The sequence below is a fragment of the Maribacter sp. R86514 genome (assembly GCF_044597005.1).
Taxonomy (GTDB): Bacteria; Bacteroidota; Bacteroidia; order Flavobacteriales; family Flavobacteriaceae; genus Maribacter.
Map to the genome: position 1 here is coordinate 3,673,102 of NZ_CP138999.1, position 17,888 is coordinate 3,690,989.

General features: G+C 36.6%; 14 protein-coding genes. 11 read left to right on the top strand and 3 right to left on the bottom strand.

The features are described 5' to 3' along the window. Window positions 1-63: 63 nt before the first annotated feature. Window positions 64-1,353, bottom strand: coding sequence for a hypothetical protein (locus SJY30_RS16145; protein WP_396633156.1), 1,290 nt, complete (start codon window positions 1,351-1,353; stop codon window positions 64-66). Between the two features lie 227 nt (window positions 1,354-1,580). Between SJY30_RS16145 and SJY30_RS16150 the strand changes: the two genes are divergently transcribed. Genes SJY30_RS16150 through SJY30_RS16170 form a run of 5 tightly spaced genes read left to right on the top strand, consistent with a single transcriptional unit; the run spans window position 1,581 to window position 5,048 of the window. Next, a complete protein-coding gene (locus tag SJY30_RS16150) occupies window positions 1,581-2,267 on the top strand; it encodes a response regulator transcription factor (protein WP_396633157.1) in 687 nt (228 codons plus the stop codon). Next, window positions 2,268-3,338 carry a sensor histidine kinase gene (locus SJY30_RS16155; RefSeq protein WP_396633158.1) on the top strand — a complete coding sequence of 357 codons (1,071 nt, stop codon included), beginning with the start codon at window positions 2,268-2,270 and terminating at the stop codon, window positions 3,336-3,338. Window positions 3,339-3,390: 52 nt separating this feature from the next. Continuing rightward, window positions 3,391-4,059, top strand: coding sequence for a tRNA (guanosine(46)-N7)-methyltransferase TrmB (gene trmB / locus SJY30_RS16160; RefSeq protein ID WP_396633159.1), 669 nt, complete (start codon window positions 3,391-3,393; stop codon window positions 4,057-4,059). Between the two features lie 4 nt (window positions 4,060-4,063). Next, a complete protein-coding gene (locus tag SJY30_RS16165; RefSeq protein ID WP_396633160.1) occupies window positions 4,064-4,690 on the top strand; it encodes a LysE family transporter in 627 nt (208 codons plus the stop codon). A gap of 13 nt (window positions 4,691-4,703) precedes the next feature. Continuing rightward, a complete protein-coding gene (locus tag SJY30_RS16170; protein ID WP_036157011.1) occupies window positions 4,704-5,048 on the top strand; it encodes an MGMT family protein in 345 nt (114 codons plus the stop codon). Window positions 5,049-5,050: 2 nt separating this feature from the next. Here SJY30_RS16170 and SJY30_RS16175 read toward each other — a convergent pair whose 3' ends face one another. Both SJY30_RS16175 and SJY30_RS16180 read right to left on the bottom strand, forming a co-directional pair. Continuing rightward, window positions 5,051-6,397: a sensor histidine kinase gene (locus SJY30_RS16175; RefSeq protein WP_396633161.1), complete on the bottom strand. Its 1,347-nt coding sequence runs from the start codon at window positions 6,395-6,397 to the stop codon at window positions 5,051-5,053. Beyond that, window positions 6,397-7,761: a sigma-54-dependent transcriptional regulator gene (locus SJY30_RS16180; RefSeq protein WP_396633162.1), complete on the bottom strand. Its 1,365-nt coding sequence runs from the start codon at window positions 7,759-7,761 to the stop codon at window positions 6,397-6,399. Before SJY30_RS16180 ends, SJY30_RS16175 begins: the two co-directional genes overlap by 1 nt. A gap of 201 nt (window positions 7,762-7,962) precedes the next feature. Between SJY30_RS16180 and SJY30_RS16185 the strand changes: the two genes are divergently transcribed. From SJY30_RS16185 to SJY30_RS16210, 6 genes are all read left to right on the top strand, one after another. Then, window positions 7,963-9,309 (top strand): TolC family protein, encoded by a 1,347-nt coding sequence (locus SJY30_RS16185; RefSeq protein ID WP_396633163.1) that lies wholly within the window; start codon window positions 7,963-7,965, stop codon window positions 9,307-9,309. Between the two features lie 43 nt (window positions 9,310-9,352). Continuing rightward, window positions 9,353-10,603, top strand: a complete 1,251-nt coding sequence (locus SJY30_RS16190) for an efflux RND transporter periplasmic adaptor subunit (RefSeq protein WP_396633164.1) — start codon at window positions 9,353-9,355, stop codon at window positions 10,601-10,603. 59 nt (window positions 10,604-10,662) lie between these two features. Then, window positions 10,663-11,358, top strand: a complete 696-nt coding sequence (locus SJY30_RS16195; protein ID WP_058104953.1) for an ABC transporter ATP-binding protein — start codon at window positions 10,663-10,665, stop codon at window positions 11,356-11,358. Between the two features lie 107 nt (window positions 11,359-11,465). Then, the gene (locus SJY30_RS16200) at window positions 11,466-13,814 is read left to right on the top strand and encodes an ABC transporter permease (RefSeq protein ID WP_396633165.1); all 2,349 of its coding nucleotides are present in this window, start codon (window positions 11,466-11,468) and stop codon (window positions 13,812-13,814) included. A gap of 102 nt (window positions 13,815-13,916) precedes the next feature. Beyond that, a complete protein-coding gene (locus SJY30_RS16205; RefSeq protein ID WP_396633166.1) occupies window positions 13,917-16,349 on the top strand; it encodes an ABC transporter permease in 2,433 nt (810 codons plus the stop codon). 36 nt (window positions 16,350-16,385) lie between these two features. Then, window positions 16,386-17,870, top strand: coding sequence for an ABC transporter permease (locus tag SJY30_RS16210; protein WP_396633167.1), 1,485 nt, complete (start codon window positions 16,386-16,388; stop codon window positions 17,868-17,870). Window positions 17,871-17,888: the final 18 nt, after the last annotated feature.

The window sequence follows — 17,888 nt, forward strand, 5'->3', positions numbered from 1 at the left end:
GCCCGCCTATAGATTAGTCTAAGACGAGCAATTATTATGTGTAACTATTATTTGTATTTATAATTAGAAACCTAAGCTAGCTTTAGTGTTAGAATAAGTCCAAGAAAATGCAGATGTATCAGCACCTATAGTTCCTTCGGTTACTGCAGATGAGAAAGTTGCTGCATCAGCTTCAAAAGTTGAACCATCGGTAGTGTCATTAAATACTTCAGAAGAAGCAGTAACGCCTTCTGGTAATACAATTTCCCAGTTGGTAAATACCAATGAACCAGCGGTGTAGTTAGCGGCAACACCTTCGTTGTCTAATTCAATGTCAGAAAGTTGTAAGTCAGTACCTACTCCTGTGAAATTAGTAACTAATATGTTGTTGGTAGTACCTTGTGCGTTTGAACGGAAATCAGCGATTTCACCATTCTCAACATTATCAGCTAAACCAATTAAAGTAGCGTTTGTTAAAGTAAAGCTACCTTGTAAAGAACCTTCTGGTCCGTCAATTTCCAAAGCATGGTCAGAAATTCCACCTTGTACAACAACTGCATTGTCGATAGTACCAGAGTAAGCTTGATCAATATCAAGAGCATCATCACCTTGTGCCCATACGAATAAGTTAGTAGCGTCTACGCTTCCACCAAAGAATTCAACACCATCATCAACGTTACCAACAACTTCAATGTTGTCAACAGTTGTTCCAGAACCAACAGCACCTAAAGTAAGACCGTTAATTTCGTTTCCTTCACCAATTAAAGCACCGCCGTGACGTATAGAAATGTACTGTAAAGTACCAGAATCATCAGCAGAGTCAGATCCACCATATAAACCTTTATCTCCATCAGTATCAGTAGGTACACCTTCTATTTGAGCAGATTCAGCATCACCATCAAAAGATGCAGGTGCATTACCCAATACGATTAAACCACCCCAAAGACCACGATCATTTTGGTCAAGATTGGTACCGGCAGTTTGTCCTAATTCAATATTATCCGCAAAAGAAGTAAAGATAATTGGAGCTGTAGCTGTACCTGCAGCTTCAATCTTACTTCCTCTTGTTACTATTAATACAGAAGCATTAACACCTGATCCAGCATTTGCTTTTATAATTGTACCTGGCTCAATAGTAAGTGTTGCTCCATCAGTAATGAATACTCTACCATCTAAAACAACGATTTTGTCAGCGGTCCAGGTAGCATCTGCATTAATGTCTCCTGAGACTGTTATTGAAGTTTCGACAGGGTTAACAGTAACGGTATCTGTAACGATTACTTCTTTTTCTATTTCTACTACAGTTTCTTTTTCACATGATGCTGCAGCAATAATTGCAGTTACCGTAGCAAGTGACCAAATAATTTTTTTCATCTTTTCTTTTTAATTATTAATTTAATTAGGTTGGCAATAGAGTTCTTATCAATTATATTTTATTGCACCGCAAAGAAAGAGAGAGGTTGTAATCTTCGGGTTAGATCCATGTTAAACATTTATTTTGTTAATGTTATCTAAACGTTACTACATTAAATCAATGTTAACTGGCTTTGCAGTAATAGTATTATCTTTACTTTTGAGCGAATCAATCTAATTTGAAAACCATGAAAAAGAAGGACATTAGAATACTTTTAGTTGATGATGAACCAGACATACTAGAGATAGTGGCCTATAATTTATCTGCGGAAGGATATGATGTATACACTGCTAAGAATGGTGCCGATGGTGTTGCCAAGGCAAAAAAGAAATTGCCACATCTTATAATATTGGATGTAATGATGCCAGAGATGGATGGTATTGAAGCTTGTGAGATCCTAAGAAGAACTCCTGGTATGGAAAATACCATTATTACCTTCTTGACAGCTAGAGGGGAAGATTATTCTCAAGTAGCAGGTTTTGATGCCGGTGCAGATGATTACATTACCAAACCTATTAAACCAAAAGTATTGGTAAGTAAGGTGAATGCGTTACTAAGACGCATGAAGAATGAAGAAAACGCTCAAGAAGATATTACCAAAGTAGGCGATATCGTTATTAATAGAGAAGAGTATAAGATTGTCAAAAAAGGTAAAGAGATCATTTTACCAAGAAAAGAATTTGAACTTCTAGCTTTATTGACTTCAAAACCTAGTAAAGTATTTAAAAGAGAAGTAATTCTTGATAAAGTATGGGGTAATGAAGTCGTTGTTGGTGGCCGTACTATAGATGTACACATTAGAAAACTTCGCGAAAAAATAGGTGAAGACCATTTTAAGACCGTAAAGGGTGTAGGATATAAGTTTGTGTTGTAAATGGCTTCTCTAGTTCGTTCAAGAAAGTCATATCGTTTTGCATTTCGCTCATCGCTTTATATTGTAATAATCGGCATAGCTATGTTGGCATTGTTGCAATGGCACTTTAGCACCATAAATTGGCCTATTTTATTATTTGCGGCGTTGTTCTTTTTTGTTATTTCCTTCATCACATTACAATTAAGAATTGAAAAATTCATCTACAAAAGAATTAAGAAAATTTATGATGATGTAGAGTTGCTGGAGTCTAGTACCATACTCTCGTATCCGGTAACTACAGATATGAGAACCTTGACTGCAGAAATTGAAAAATTTGCAAAGGATAAGAAAATTGAGATAGACACCTTAAAAATTCGAGAAGAGTACCGAAAAGATTTTTTAGGTAATGTTTCTCATGAATTAAAGACCCCTTTATTTACCGTGCAAGGGTATATTGAAACCCTGTTAGACGGTGCAATGGAGGATAAGAACATTAGAAAAAAGTATCTTACCCGTGCCAATAAAGCAGTAGATCGTCTTATTTATATTGTAAAAGATTTAGATTTGATTACGAAACTTGAGGTTGGTGATCTTAATCTAGATAAGGGTTCGTTTGATATTGTAGAGCTCATACAAAGTGTGTTCGATCTTTTAGAGATGAAAGCGGCAAAGAAGAACATTACCCTTACGTTTGATATGGAATATGTTGATCCCATATTCGTTTATGCCGATAAAGAAAAAATACAGCAAGTACTCACTAACTTACTCGTCAACTCCATCAAATATGGTAATGACAATGGTACTACCGAAGTCAGTGTAGAAGATCTGGTAAAAAATAAGGTAATTGTTAGGGTTACCGATAATGGCGAGGGTATACCGACCGTTCATATTCCTAGGCTTTTTGAACGTTTTTACAGGGTAGATCAAAGCGGTAGCCGCCGTGAAGGAGGCTCAGGTTTAGGTCTTGCCATTGTAAAACATGTGATTGAAGCGCACGGAGAAAAAATCTACGTAGAAAGTGCGGTAGAGGTAGGATCGGAGTTTTCTTTTACCCTAGAGAAAAGTATTGTTCAAATAGAGGAAGTACAATAATCGCTACCCTTCTCTTTTTTCTTAGATTTGCCGCAGTTTAGATGTAATTATTGTGGGAAGTAAGAATAAATTAAAAAGATTTCAGGAAAACGAGACGTTTTCAAACGTAATTCAACCAACAAGAGATGAAGTGGTAGGCGGTTTTCCGTTGAAGGGAAAGTGGAATACCCATTTCAAAAATGACAACCCTATTGTATTGGAATTGGGTTGTGGTAAAGGGGAGTATACCGTTGGCTTGGCAAAGAAATTTCCGAACAAGAATTTTATCGGTATCGATATCAAAGGCGCCCGTTTTTGGAAAGGCGCTAAAGAAGCCATTGAAGAAGATTTGCCTAATGTTTGTTTTATACGAACGCAAATAGAATTGGTTGATCATCTTTTTGGAAAAGAAGAAGTATCTGAAATTTGGATCACCTTCCCAGATCCACAGATAAAATATAAACGTACCAAGCACCGTATGACCAATGCGGTATTTTTAGAGCGCTACAAACAAGTGCTAAAACCAGAAGGTACCGTGAATCTTAAAACAGATAGTGAGTTCATGCACGGGTATACTTTGGGCTTATTGCACGGACTTGGTTTAGAGGTGCTTTATGCCAACCATGATGTGTATAAGAATGAAGGCAGCCCTAAAGAAGTCTTGGAAATACAGACTTTCTATGAAAATCAGTATCTTGAAAAGGGAAAACCTATTACGTTCATTAGGTTCAAGGTAAACTGATTCAATGCAACAATTGCCAACCTTATTTGTATTTACCTTTGGTGCAGCCTTTTTTGCATCATTACCACCGGGTCTACTTAATTTAAACGCTGCCAAGACCAGTGTTGAAAAGGGTAAGGCAAACGGAATAATATTTGGGTTGGGCGTAGCATTGGCCGTAATGCTACAGACCTACATTGCAGTACGGATCGCAAAACTGATTTCTAGAAACCAACATGTAATAGAAGTATTGCTGCAATTGGCATTAGGTATCTTTTTTGTGCTGGCAATTGTCTTCTTTATAAAGGGTAGAAAACAAGAGAATAAGCCGCTGATACTTACCGAAACTAAAAAAAGGAACAGTTTTTCTAAAGGGGTGTTCTTGGCGCTTATCAATCTTTTGGCAATACCTTATTATAGCGGATTAAATACGGTTTTTCATTCTCAAGGGTTTATGACCTTCAAAATTATAGATGAGGTTTTGTTTATAATGGCAGCCGGTAGTGGTACTTTTTTGGCCATGTACTTATATGTGATCTATTTTAATAAGTGGGAGCATAAAACAACGTCGTTCTCTAAGAACAGTAATTTTATTTTAAGTGGATTAATGGTGTTGTTATTTGTAATTACCGCTTTTAGATTGTTTAATTAAATTGACGTAGCAGATGAAACCTGAAAATGAGAATTTCTTTGAAAGAGTATATCAGGTGGCACGATTAATTCCTGAGGGACGGGTGACATCCTACGGTGCAATTGCCAAATATTTAGGTGCGGCACGTAGCGCAAGAATGGTAGGCTGGGCAATGAACGCATCGCACAACATGGATGATATTCCAGCGCATAGAGTAGTCAATAAAGCCGGATTACTTACCGGTAAGCATCATTTTGACGGCACCAACCTCATGCAACAGCTTTTAGAGTCTGAGGGAGTAATCATAAAAGAACTTCAAATTGTAAACCTTGAAAAATACTTCTGGGATCCTTTTACGGAACTAAAAGCAGAATTATAATACTACTGAAAAGTAAGTGTAAACGTCGTTGTTTCGTTTGATGCAACACGAATAGATCCACCATGCATTCGCATAATTTGTTTACTTAAACTTAGACCAATTCCGGTTCCTGTGCTTTTGGTAGTAAAAAATGGAACAAAGACCTCGTCTAACATTTCTGGCGATATACCCGGTCCGTTATCGGTAACGGTAATGTATTTTTTACCTTGCTGGTCTACACCAGCTTTAATGACTATGCTTCCTTCATCTTGTACTTCCAAAGCCTGTTGGGCATTTTTACCTAAGTTTAAAAGTATTTGTGTGAGCTGTTTTTCATCTATGTATAGTTCTAAGTCCTCGGGTTGGGAAGATACTTCTAAAGTAATATTATGTCCGTTGGTATATTCTTGTAATAACAATCGCACTTTTTCTAAAATCTTGCTAGCGGGTATTAATTTTCGATCAGGTTCGGGTACACTTAAAAATGTACGGTAAGACTGTACAAAACTCATTAAATCATTTCCTTGTTCTTTGATAACCTCTAAACCTTTTGCAGAGTTTTTTATTTGAAGTTCGCCAAATTCTTCGGGCGTGGAAAGCACATTCCCTTTCTTAAAATATTTTAAGATAGATTCAGAGATAGAAGTAATCGGCGTAATGGTATTCATGATTTCATGGGTTAAAACGCGAATCAGTTTTACCCAAGAATCAGTTTCTTTATCATCCAGTTCTTTTTGAATATCATGGACAATGACCAATAATAACTGCTTGCCTTCAATAGCAATTGGTGTACACTTTAAAGTCAATTCTTTTTTACCTCGTTCATTTCCTAAAGAATATAGCGTGCTTTCAAAAGGCTCTAAAGATTCAAATAGACTATAAAGATTAGGGTCTATTTGTTTTAATTGCTTAACATGATTTAAAGGCCTGTAATTTAATAAGTTTTGTACCGTAGGGTTGGCGTAAAGAATATGACCTTTATCGTTTACAGTGAATATCCCAATATCAGCTTGTCTAAGTATTTCTTGATAATACTGCTCTTGTGCCTGTTTTTTAAGATGAATATCTTGAATCATGTTATTCAGCATATTCAAGCTTTGGTTGAGTTCTTCAATAGATTTTACACTCAGTTTTTCAGGAAAACGTAAAGTAAAATCTTCATTTTTTATGGCATCAAAAAAGTAGGCTATTTTTCTGTTGGTCTGGTTTACGTAGTGTATGAGTCCGTATGTTTGTCCTATAAAAACCAATGCTAAAATTCCACCAAGAAGATAATGTTCTTTAGCAAATAAAAATGCGGTTAACAGGGCGCAAACTGCAATTAAAATAATCCTGATAACAAGTTGGTAGTATATACTTTTGCTAACCATTATTTGCCAGATTTTTTAAGTTTATTGTAAAGTGTTTGTCTAGAAATGCCTAATTGATCCGCGGCGGCACTATAATTACCTTCATGGTCGTTCAACGCTTTGTTGATCATAACCAACTCCATTTCTTCCAAGGTTTTTGGTCCGCCTTCCATACTAACCGTTGTTTTAGTATCCAAAAGAAAATCAGTTGGTTTTAAAACATTTCCTTCCGATAAAATAACGGCACGCTCCATAGTATGTAATAGTTCTCTAACATTGCCTGGCCAAGGATAGGTCATTAATTTCTCTTGCGCTGTCTGGTTTATTTTTAAACTAGGTTTGCCGTACTTGCTAGCAAATTTTTTCAAGAAGAAATCTGAAAGCACTAGTACATCGTTATCTCTATCTCGCAATGCTGGCACCTGTACTTGTATGGTGTTTATTCGGTATAAAAGATCTTCACGAAACAATCCGTCAGCAACCATTTGGTCTAGATTGCAATTGGTAGCGCAAACTAACCTAATATCTACTGGTACAGGTTTATTGGAGCCCACACGCACAACGACCCTATTCTGAATAACAGATAATAATTTTGCCTGCATTTGTAACGATAGGTTTCCTATTTCATCTAAGAAAAGTGTACCGCCATTAGCAGCTTCAAACTTACCGGCGCGATCATCTTTAGCATCGGTAAAAGATCCTTTTACATGACCAAAAAGTTCACTCTCAAATAAATTCTCTGATATAGACCCCATATCTACCGAGATAAAAACCTCGTTATTTCTAGCGGACGATTTATGAAGCTCTCGGGCGATGAGTTCTTTACCCGTTCCATTTTCTCCGGTAACTAAAATATTTACATCGGTTTTAGCAACTTTCTGTACTAGAGTAAGAACACTGTTCAATGCTTTAGAATTCCCGATAATGTAATTTGAATTCTGATTGATAACCTGCTTAAGATTACTTTCTTTCTGTTTTAAATGCTGAACCTCTTTTTGAGACTTTCTAAGCTCATAGGCAGATTTTACGGTAGTTAATAGTCGCTCATTGTTCCAAGGTTTCAATACAAAATCGGTAGCGCCTTCTTTTATGGCTTCAACAGCAAGTTCAACGGCACCATAAGCTGTCATCATAATGACCGATATATGTGAAGCTTTCTTTTTTATCTCTCGTAACCAGTATAATCCTTCGTTACCAGTGTTCACTCCTGCAGAAAAGTTCATATCCAATAAAATGATATCAATTTCCTTTAGGTTTGGGAAAGAGGTAAGCAGGTTGGGATTTGATATGGTTTGAACACTTTTATATTCAAACTGTAATAAAATCTCTAAAGCGCTCAATACACTTTTGGTGTCGTCTACTACAAGTATTTTAGCATCTATCATGGCAACAATCTATTAACTCATTTAAATCTACACATAGTAATTTGTATTTTCATACCAGTGTAAAAATATTTGACATTATCTGTACAACATTTTTACACTAGTAAAATATGTATAATTTTTATTTAAATGTAAATAATTGATAATCAATAATTTAAGATTATGGCACGCATATAGTATAGAGAATGGCATACCAATAAAGAAATGAATAAAAAATTTAAAATAACGACACTTTTACTGCTCTCTATTTGGGGTTCTATAATGGCTCAAGATAATTGGTCATTAGATGAATGTGTTGCCTATGCATTAGAGCATAATTTGCAGTTGAACGACTTTAAGTATACCAACCAATCTAATAGAGAAACCTACAGACAATCGGTTCGTAATCTGTTGCCATCGGTAAATGCATCTTCTAGCTATTTTATTAAATACGGTCGTCAGACAAACCCAGAAGATAATAGTATTGTTAATACCGATATCTTTTCGAATGACTATTCAATGGATGGTTCTTTTGATCTGTTTCAAGGTTTTCAAAAAATTAATGCGATTAAAGCATCTAAATACCTGTATAAAGCGGCAAAAGAAGAAAGTCTTCAACAAAAATATTTATTGGCTTTTGAGGTCATGTCTGCATATTATGATGTGCAATTTATTCAAGGACTTATCAAAATTTCAAAAGAACAGGTAGAAATCTCTCAAACCAATTTCAAATTGGTTAATAGACAAGTGGAACTGGGTGTAATGGCACGTGCCGATTTGTATGAGGCCGAGTCATTATTGTTGACCGATGAATTAACCTTGATGCAAAATATCAATCGTCTAAAAGCATCGAAATTGGTCTTGATTCAAGCTATGAACATACAGGGTAGAGAAGATATCAACATCCGACCTGAGTTAATAGGAAGCAAAGACGACGATGTAAGAGAATTTATAATTTCCGATTCTCTTTTTATTAAGGCAAAGGAATTTATGCCTTCTGTTAAGGCACAAGAACTACGAGTAAAAGCAGCTGAAAAACAATTAGGTGCTACTAGAGGTACATTATATCCTTCCCTTTCATTATTAGGAGGAATCGGTACGGGTTATTTTCAGACCATTACCGATGGTTTCGGAGAAACAATTGGTTTTAGAGACCAATTTAGGGGTAATAGGTATGATTATTTAGGAGCTAGACTTAGTGTACCTATTTTCAATGCATGGGCAAATCGTTCAAATGTAAAACAACAGAAAATCGAATTGGAAAGAGCAAAGAACAATTCAAATATTACGGATCAAGAGTTGCATCAGATCGTTCAGCAATTGGTACAGGAGTATGATGCCCTTACTGTGGAGACGACACAAACCCAAAAAAGAATGAAATCACAAAACCTTGCCTTTAATATCGCCCAAAAGCGTTATGAAAGAGGAATGATCAATGTCATAGAGTTAGGACAAGCAAAAACTTTGTTCGCTACAGCGCAGAACGAAAACTTACAGGCGCAATTAAAACTAAGAGTAAATAAAAGTACGATAGATTTCTACCAAGGATTACCGGTATTCAATATCAATTAGAAATAAAGGACCACGAACAACGAACAACGAACAACGAATTAACATGGATATAAAATTAGAAAAGAAAAAAGGACTCAAGCCAAAACACTTCGGCTACATCGCATTAGGTGTGTTACTATTATTTGTTGGATATCAGCTATTGTTTTCTAGTTCTGTTTCAACTTTTAGAACAGAAAAAGATAAGCTTTCAATCGCTGAGGTTTCTGCAGGCAAATTTGATGATTATATTACTATTAACGGTAGTGTTGCGCCAATAGCCACCATTTATATGGATGCCTATGAAGGTGGTCGTGTAAGCGAGAAATTGATTGAAGAAGGTGCTATGGTAAAGAAAGGCGATATCATCTTGAAGTTGGAAAACATGAATTTGTACGAGCAGATTTTAGCAAGTGAAAGTAACTTGGCTTTAAAGCAAAACGATTTACGTTCTACCAAATTAAATTTCGACTCTAGGCAAGTAGAAGGTAGAAGGTCATTAGCTACCGTGAGTACAGATTTACAACGTTTAAAACGAAATTATGAGCAGAACAAAGCCTTGTTCGATGATGAATTAATTTCTAGGGAAGCATTTCAATTATCTAAAGAGAACTATGAGTTGTCACAAAAACAGCATGAAATTGTAAAGCTACAGACCGAGCAAGATGATGAATTAAGAGAAACATCATTAAGAGGTTTAGATACCGATTTGGCACGTATGCAGAAAACATTGGGTATGGTGTACCAGAGGTTGGACCACTTAAATGTACGTGCCCCTGCGGATGGTCAATTAGGATTTTTGGATGCCGAAATTGGACAGAGCATTTCACAAGGTCAGCGAATAGGACAGATAAATGTTCTTACTGATTATAAGATCGAAGCGGAAATAGATGAGCACTATATTGATAGGGTTAAAAGAGATTTGGTTGCGGTTTTAGAGCGTAACGGTACCGAATTTCCATTGCGATTACGAAAGGTATATCCTGAGGTAAGAAACGGTAGGTTTAAAGTAGATTTAGTGTTTACCGATAACAAACCAGAGACCATTCGTTCAGGTCAGAGCTACAATATTAAATTACAATTGGGAGAATCTAACGATGCACTTTTATTACCAAAAGGAAGCTTTTTTCAAAGCACTGGCGGACAATGGATTTTTGTTGTGAATGCTGATGGCGGAGAAGCAATAAAAAGAAATATAAGAATAGGAAAGCAGAATTCTAGATACTATGAAGTATTGGAAGGCTTGGAACCTGGAGAAAAAGTAATTACAAGTAACTATGATAATTTCGGAGAAGCCGAGAGAATAGTATTAAAATAAACAAAACTGTCACATTTGGGGAAACTCAGTGTCATTATAACAATCAAAATAGCAGGAACATGATAACTATTACCAACCTTAAAAAAAGTTTTAGAACAGAAGAAGTAGAAACTTTGGCATTGAACAGTGTCAACCTAAAAGTAGAAGATGGAGAATTTGTTGCCATTATGGGACCGTCTGGTTGTGGTAAGTCTACATTGTTGAATATCATTGGTATGTTAGACAACCCTACGGAAGGCAGTTACAATTTTGCGGGCAATGAAGTAGGCGGATTAAAAGAAAGCGAACGTACCCAACTACGAAAAGGAAATCTAGGCTTCGTATTCCAAAGCTTTAATTTGATAGATGAACTTACTGTTTTTGAAAATGTAGAGCTACCGCTAATCTACTTAAAAATGGGTAAAGCAGAGCGTAAAGAAAAAGTAATGAAAGTATTGGAGCGTATGAAAATAGCACATAGAGAAAAGCATTTTCCACAGCAACTATCAGGTGGTCAGCAGCAACGTGTAGCTATTTCAAGAGCGGTAGTAACAAATCCTAAATTAATACTGGCAGATGAGCCAACAGGTAATCTAGATTCCAAAAACGGAATAGAGGTAATGAACCTATTAACCGAATTAAACCAAGAGGGAACCACCATAGTTATGGTAACACACTCAGATAGAGATTCGCACTATGCGCATAGAGTGGTCAACCTATTCGACGGTCAAATAGTAACTGAAAGTCAGAACAGGGCAATCGGAGCTATGATGTAGAGCCCCCATACCCCCGAAGGGGGTAAAAAAGAGTTTATTCATCAATCAATCACCAAACCATTCCCCCTCCTTCGGAGGGGGTTAGGGGGAGGAAAAAAACAAAAATCATGTTCAAAAACTATATCAAAATCGCTTGGAGAAACCTTTGGAAGAATAAAGGGTATAGTCTACTCAATATTTTTGGATTGGCAATTGGCATTACCTGTGCTGCCATGATTTTGCTTTGGGTAGAAGATGAGGTTGGGTATGATGCTAATTTTGAGAAGCAAGATGTGGTATATTATGTGCCCACCAATCAACAATACGAAGGAGAATGGCGTACATTTTTTCAAGCAACTCCCGGTCCGTTAGCAGAGGTTTTAAAAGAAGAGGTGCCAGGTATAGTTGGGTCAGCAAGAACAAAAGGTGAAGATTTTTTATTTCAGGTAGGAGAAACTTCTATCAATAAATTTGGGCGATATGCAGACCCAGATTTTTTAAGCATGTTCAGTCTCTCATTTGTAGAAGGTAATTTAGAAACCGCTTTTAATGAAGTAGATGCCATTGTTATCTCACAAGAGACGGCTAGCCAGTTATTTGGTGAGAATACTTCTGCAATTAATAAAGTAATTAAAATAAATAACGAAACAAGTTATACTGTTTCAGGAGTTTATGAAGATTTACCACACAATGTAACCTACAGTTTTGATTGGGTTGTCCCTTTTGAGCGCTTTGCAAAGGATAATGAATGGGTAAAAGAATATGGAGCCAATTTTTCAGACACTTTTGTAGAGCTTTCTTCAGAAGCAAATTTTGATGTTGTCAATAATAAAGTGAAAGCCATACTTCCTATGAAAACGGAAGATGACGAAACCATAGCATTTTTATTTTCTATGAAAGACTGGCATTTAAGGTCAGCCTTTGAAGGAGGTAAAAATATAGGAGGGCAAATAACTTATGTAAGGCTGTTTAGTCTTATTGCCATTATTATTTTATTAATAGCCTGCATCAACTTTATGAATTTGGCTACCGCTAGAAGTGAAAAAAGAGCAAATGAAGTCGGAGTCCGCAAGGTGTTGGGGTCGGGTAGAAAAGGATTGATTTCTCAGTTTATGGCAGAGGCGATAATAACTGCCGCTTTATCTGCCGTATTGAGTATTCTGTTATTAAAATTACTGGTGCCACAGTTTAATATGATGATAGATAAACAACTAGACTTTAGTTTGTACAATACTACTCATATTTTAACCTTGATCGGCATAACACTGGTTTGTGGTATTGTTGCGGGCTGGTATCCGGCGTTCTACTTGTCTTCTTTTAAACCTGTAGATGTGTTGAAAGGAGCACGCAAAACAAAAGGGAGCGCAACATTTATTAGAAAAGGATTAGTAGCTACACAATTTGTAGTTTCCATCGTATTTATCATTTGTACCATTATCGTCTACCAACAAGTACAATATGTAAAAGGGCGCGATTTGGGTTACAATAAAGAGAACCTAGTGAAGATTCCCGTAACCGGAGATATTATTAAAAACTTCAAACCTATTGAAGAAAATATGAAGTCTTCTGGAATGATTGAAAGCATCGGACTCATTAATTCTGATATTTTATCAGGCGGAAATAATACATCAGGATTAAGTTGGCAAGGTGGTGTGGATACTGAAGACGTTTTGGTTTCTGTACGTGATATTACAGCAGATTTTTTCAACACTGCTGGATTGGAGATAATTGAAGGTAGGGGATTCAGTAATAATCCCGCTCAAGACAGTGTCAATATAATTGTAAGTGAATCTTTCGCAAAATTAATGGGTAGCGGCAGTCCTGTAGGTAAAACCATAGAAGATGATTACCCTGTTATTGGAGTCGTAAAAGATTATGTCTATGGTGATATGTATGGATCTAGTGATCCGGTCATATTTTTTAATGACCCAAGCCAAGCTCGTTTTATGTATGTAAAGACGAAGTCTGGCGTAGCAACAACAGCAGCATTAACAAGTATGGAAACGGCGTTGAAAAAGTTTAACCCTGCATTTCCTTTTGAGTATGAATTTGTAGATGACACTTATGATGCTAAGTTTAAAAGTGAAAAATTAATAGGGAACCTTTCTCAAATATTTGCGCTTCTGGCCATATTGATTTCTTGCCTAGGTTTATTCGGGCTATCTGCCTTTACCGCAGATCAGCGTAGAAAAGAAATTGGGGTACGTAAAGTTTTAGGTTCTAGTATTACGGGCATTGTAACTTTATTATCCAAAGACTTTATGCAGTTGGTGTTTATGGCGATTATTATAGCCACCCCAATAGCATGGTTATTAATGCAAAACTGGTTAGAAGGTTTTGCCTATCGTATTTCTATTAATGCTTGGGCGTTCGTCATAGCTGCAATAGTCGCCGTTTTTATTGCATTATTGACCATTAGTTTTCAAGCGTTCAATGCAGCTAGGGTAAATCCTGTAAAGAGTTTACGAACAGAGTAAAATCCCATCCCCAGCCCTTCCCTAAGGGAAGAGAGTAAATAATAATCACCAAGCCATTCCCCCTCCTTTGGAGGGGTTAGGGGGAGGAAAAAAACGAGAACCATGTTTAAAAACTATTTAAAAATCGCCTGGAGAAGCTTAAAAAAGCAAGCCTTTTTTACTTTTCTAAATACATTCGGACTAGCCATTGGTATGGCAGGAGCATTAATAATATCACTGTACATTTATGACGAGCTTAGTTATGATAAAATGTTTGCCGATGCAGATAGAATTTATCGTATAGATGCAGATATAAAATTTGGTGGAGCTGAAATGAAGGCAGGTGAAGCTGCCGCACCAATGGCGGAAACCTTAAAAAGGGACTATCCGCAGGTAGAAGCTTCAGTGCGTTTTAGAACCATAGGTAGTGCTTATGTAAAGAAAGTTGGGGGAAACAGAAGTGCCAAAGAAAACCATATAGCCTTCGCCGATTCTACAATGTTCGATTTTTTTGGGATAGAGTTGCTCGCAGGTAATGCTAAAACGGCGTTGACCGGCACCAACTCGTTAGTCTTGACCAAAAGTGCAGCAGAGAAACATTTTGGTGATACAGATGTTATTGGTCAAAATTTACTGTTGGACAATACCGATACTTATACGGTAACTGGAGTGATTGAAGACATGCCCCAAAATTCCTATTTCAATGACTATAGTGTGTTTTTGGCAATGGCGGGCAATGTAGCATCTAGAGAAGACAATTGGGGCGGCAATAACTATTTTACATTTATAAAGCTAATACCGGGAGCCAAGGTTGAAGATTTTCAAGAGCCCTTGCAAGAGATGTTAGAAAGGTATATGTTACCATGGTCACAAAAGTATTTTCCGGGTATGACGGCAGAGTCGTTTGCGGCATCCGGTAATTACATTCGGTACCATACCATGCCCTTGATCGATATTCATTTGTATTCTGATAGAGATACGGAAATGAATGCAACGAGCAGTATTCAAAATATTTATATTCTTTCCTTCATAGCATTGTTCTTGATTATTTTGGCAAGCGTTAATTTTATGAACTTGTCTACGGCACATTCTTTAAAGAGAGCCAAAGAAGTTGGAGTTAGAAAGACTTTAGGGTCCAATAAAATGAATCTGGTTTTTCAGTTTTTAACAGAATCAGGTTTAATAGCATTTGTGTCTTTGTTAGCGGCACTAATCATTTCAATGATAGCATTGCCTTTTTTCAATAGTTTCACAGGTAAATCAATTGCTATTCCGTTTACTCAGCCCTTATTCTGGTTGGCGTTATTGGGGGCAACCTTTTTACTTGGATTATTTTCAGGCAGTTATCCTGCATTTTTCATGTCAAGATTTACTGCTGTTAAAAGTTTAAAAGGTAGTAGTGCAGAAAGTGTAGGTAATGGTAGGGTGCGTAATGCTTTGGTCATATTTCAATTTTCAATTTCGGTATTTCTGATTGTAAGCACTTTGGTAGTATTTCAACAATTAAATTATATACAGAACAAAGATTTGGGTTTTTCCAAAGATCGGGTGCTTTTAATTAACGAAATAGGGGCGCTAGGATCTAAGACTAAAGCTTTTAAAGAACAAATTGCTGCCATGGGTTTTGTGGAAAGCGCTACGTTGAGTGATTACTATCCAACGCCATCTTGGAGGTCAAATAGTTCGTTCTTTGAAGAAGGTGCAAGAAGTCAAGAATATGCCATTCAAATGCAAGAATGGAAAGTAGATTCAGATTACTTAAAAACGATGGAAATGGAAATAGTTGCTGGGCGAGATTTTAATCCGCAATATGCATCAGATTCTACGGCTATGATCATAAATGAAGCTACGTTGCCTATTATAAATGTCACCGCAGAAGAGGCTTTAGGTATGCGCATATCAGAAGAAATAGAACTTGAAAATCCTACCTACTATACCATAATCGGTGTGGTCAAAGACTTTCATTTTACATCTTTGCGTAATAATATTGATGCACTAGGAATACAACTTAATTCTGATGCCGAGAATATGGCGGTAAGAATGAGCGGTGGAAACTTTGTAGATAATATTTCAGCAATAGAAAATACATGGAACGCCATGGCACCCGGGCAACCTTTCGATTATCGTTTTATGGACGAAGCCTTTAATACCACTTATGAAGCGGAACAAAAACTGAGTCAGATATTTTTCATTTTTACTATGCTGTCCATTTTTATTGCTTGTTTGGGATTATTTGGATTAGCTGCCTTTAATGCCGAAAAACGAACAAAAGAAATCGGTGTTAGAAAAGTGTTGGGAGCTACTGTAAGTCAAATATCTTACCGGCTTACGGTAGACTTCTTAAAATTGGTGGGTGTAGCTATTCTCATTTCTTTACCTCTAGGTTGGTTCGCCATGAACAAGTGGTTAGAAGATTTCTCATATCGCATTGAAATCGGTATCGGCATTTTTGCTCTTGCAGCAGTATTGGCAATTGTAGTTGCAATTGTAACGGTAAGTTACCAAAGTATAAAGGCGGCAATTGTAAACCCGGTAAAAAGTTTACGGTCAGAGTAAGCATAGCATTAAACTTCATCAATCAAAAAGAACATCATGTTAAAGAATTATATAAAAATAGCTTGGCGTAATTTAATGAAAAACAAGCAGCAAACTATCATCAACTTATTAGGGCTAACACTGGGTACCGTAAGTTGTTTGGTAATTCTACTATATGTTTTTGAACAGTTGGGTTATGATCAGCACCATAACGAGGCGGCATCTATTTATAGGGTCGAGACAATTATAGATCGTGACGGTCAAGAATCTTTTGATTCCGCCACCTCGTCACCACCCATAGCATTTGCGTTAAAAGATGATTTTGCCGAGGTAGAAGAAGCAACCAGAGTGGTGTTGACCGATGCATTTTATAGTCCATTAATAAGAGCGGTAAATAGCGAAGATGCTTACTATGAACCAAGAGTGTATTTAGCAGATTCAACCTTTTTTAAAGTATTCAATTTTAAAATACTTGAAGGTGATGAGAAAACAGCTTTAGATGAGCCCAATACGGTGATGCTGTCATCCTATATGTCTGATAAGTTATTCGGTAATACTAGTTCTTTAGACAAAACCGTAGTTTGGGGCAGTGGCGAAAGTGCGTTGATCCTTACCGTAAAAGGAGTTTATGATGAAAAGGCTTATAAAACGCATTTTAATCCTAGTTACATTGTAAGCATGAGTACCCCGGGTATGGGAACTTTTGTGCAGAATTTTCAAAGCTTTGCCACCAATAATTTTGCCTATAGTTATGTAAAATTGAATTCAAATGGTAGTAGTTTAGGTCTACAACGAAAATTACCTCAATTTATGGAAGATAGAGGAGGGCAAGATTTAAAAGATGCCGGTATGAGCAGTAAGACGCTAGAGCTTACAAAAGTTACGGATATCCACTTATACTCCAATGGTAGAAAAAATCAGCTAGACGTTGTATCTAATAGCACATACCTTTACTTTTTATTGAGTTTGGCGTTTTTTATCCAATTGGTGGCATGTATTAATTTTATAAATCTAAGTACGGCCAGGGCTAGTAAAAGGGCACGTGAAATTGGGATTAGAAAAGTAGTTGGCGCAGGTAAAAATACATTAATGAGGCAATTTTTAGGCGAGTCGTTGTTACTATCCATATTCGCCATGTTGATCAGTATTCCAATAGTTATATTGTCTTTGCCATTTGTAAATGGAATAACACAGGAAACATTGACCTATACAAGCTTATACCAATGGCAGATTGTGGTAATATTATTGGCGATAGGTGTTGTTACAGGTTTGGCTTCCGGTGTTTATCCTGCAATTGTTCTATCTTCTATAAAGCCGGTGAGCGCATTAAAAAGTTCGGCTATTTTACGATCTGGTAGTGGTACGTTTAGAAAAGCTTTGGTGGTATTTCAATTTGTAATTTCTATATGTTTAATAACTACGGTAATTATAATGGCCCAACAATTCAAATATACCCAAAGCAAAGACCTAGGTTATAAAAAAGATAATCTCTTAGCATTACGAATAGGGCCGAAGAATCGTCAACTAAGTTTGAATCTTTAAAAGCATCATTTTTAAAAG

Excerpts from the sequence above, each read along its gene's own strand:
- SJY30_RS16145 (WP_396633156.1), bottom strand. The coding sequence starts at position 1,353 with ATGAAAAAAATTATTTGGTCACTTGCTACGGTAACTGCAATTATTGCT.
- SJY30_RS16150 (WP_396633157.1), top strand. The coding sequence starts at position 1,581 with ATGAAAAAGAAGGACATTAGAATACTTTTAGTTGATGATGAACCAGAC.
- SJY30_RS16155 (WP_396633158.1), top strand. The coding sequence starts at position 2,268 with ATGGCTTCTCTAGTTCGTTCAAGAAAGTCATATCGTTTTGCATTTCGC.
- SJY30_RS16200 (WP_396633165.1), top strand. The coding sequence starts at position 11,466 with ATGTTCAAAAACTATATCAAAATCGCTTGGAGAAACCTTTGGAAGAAT.
- SJY30_RS16210 (WP_396633167.1), top strand. The coding sequence starts at position 16,386 with ATGTTAAAGAATTATATAAAAATAGCTTGGCGTAATTTAATGAAAAAC.
- SJY30_RS16195 (WP_058104953.1), top strand. The coding sequence starts at position 10,663 with ATGATAACTATTACCAACCTTAAAAAAAGTTTTAGAACAGAAGAAGTA.
- SJY30_RS16185 (WP_396633163.1), top strand. The coding sequence starts at position 7,963 with ATGAATAAAAAATTTAAAATAACGACACTTTTACTGCTCTCTATTTGG.
- SJY30_RS16170 (WP_036157011.1), top strand. The coding sequence starts at position 4,704 with ATGAAACCTGAAAATGAGAATTTCTTTGAAAGAGTATATCAGGTGGCA.
- SJY30_RS16175 (WP_396633161.1), bottom strand. The coding sequence starts at position 6,397 with ATGGTTAGCAAAAGTATATACTACCAACTTGTTATCAGGATTATTTTA.
- SJY30_RS16180 (WP_396633162.1), bottom strand. The coding sequence starts at position 7,761 with ATGATAGATGCTAAAATACTTGTAGTAGACGACACCAAAAGTGTATTG.
- SJY30_RS16205 (WP_396633166.1), top strand. The coding sequence starts at position 13,917 with ATGTTTAAAAACTATTTAAAAATCGCCTGGAGAAGCTTAAAAAAGCAA.
- SJY30_RS16165 (WP_396633160.1), top strand. The coding sequence starts at position 4,064 with ATGCAACAATTGCCAACCTTATTTGTATTTACCTTTGGTGCAGCCTTT.
- SJY30_RS16190 (WP_396633164.1), top strand. The coding sequence starts at position 9,353 with ATGGATATAAAATTAGAAAAGAAAAAAGGACTCAAGCCAAAACACTTC.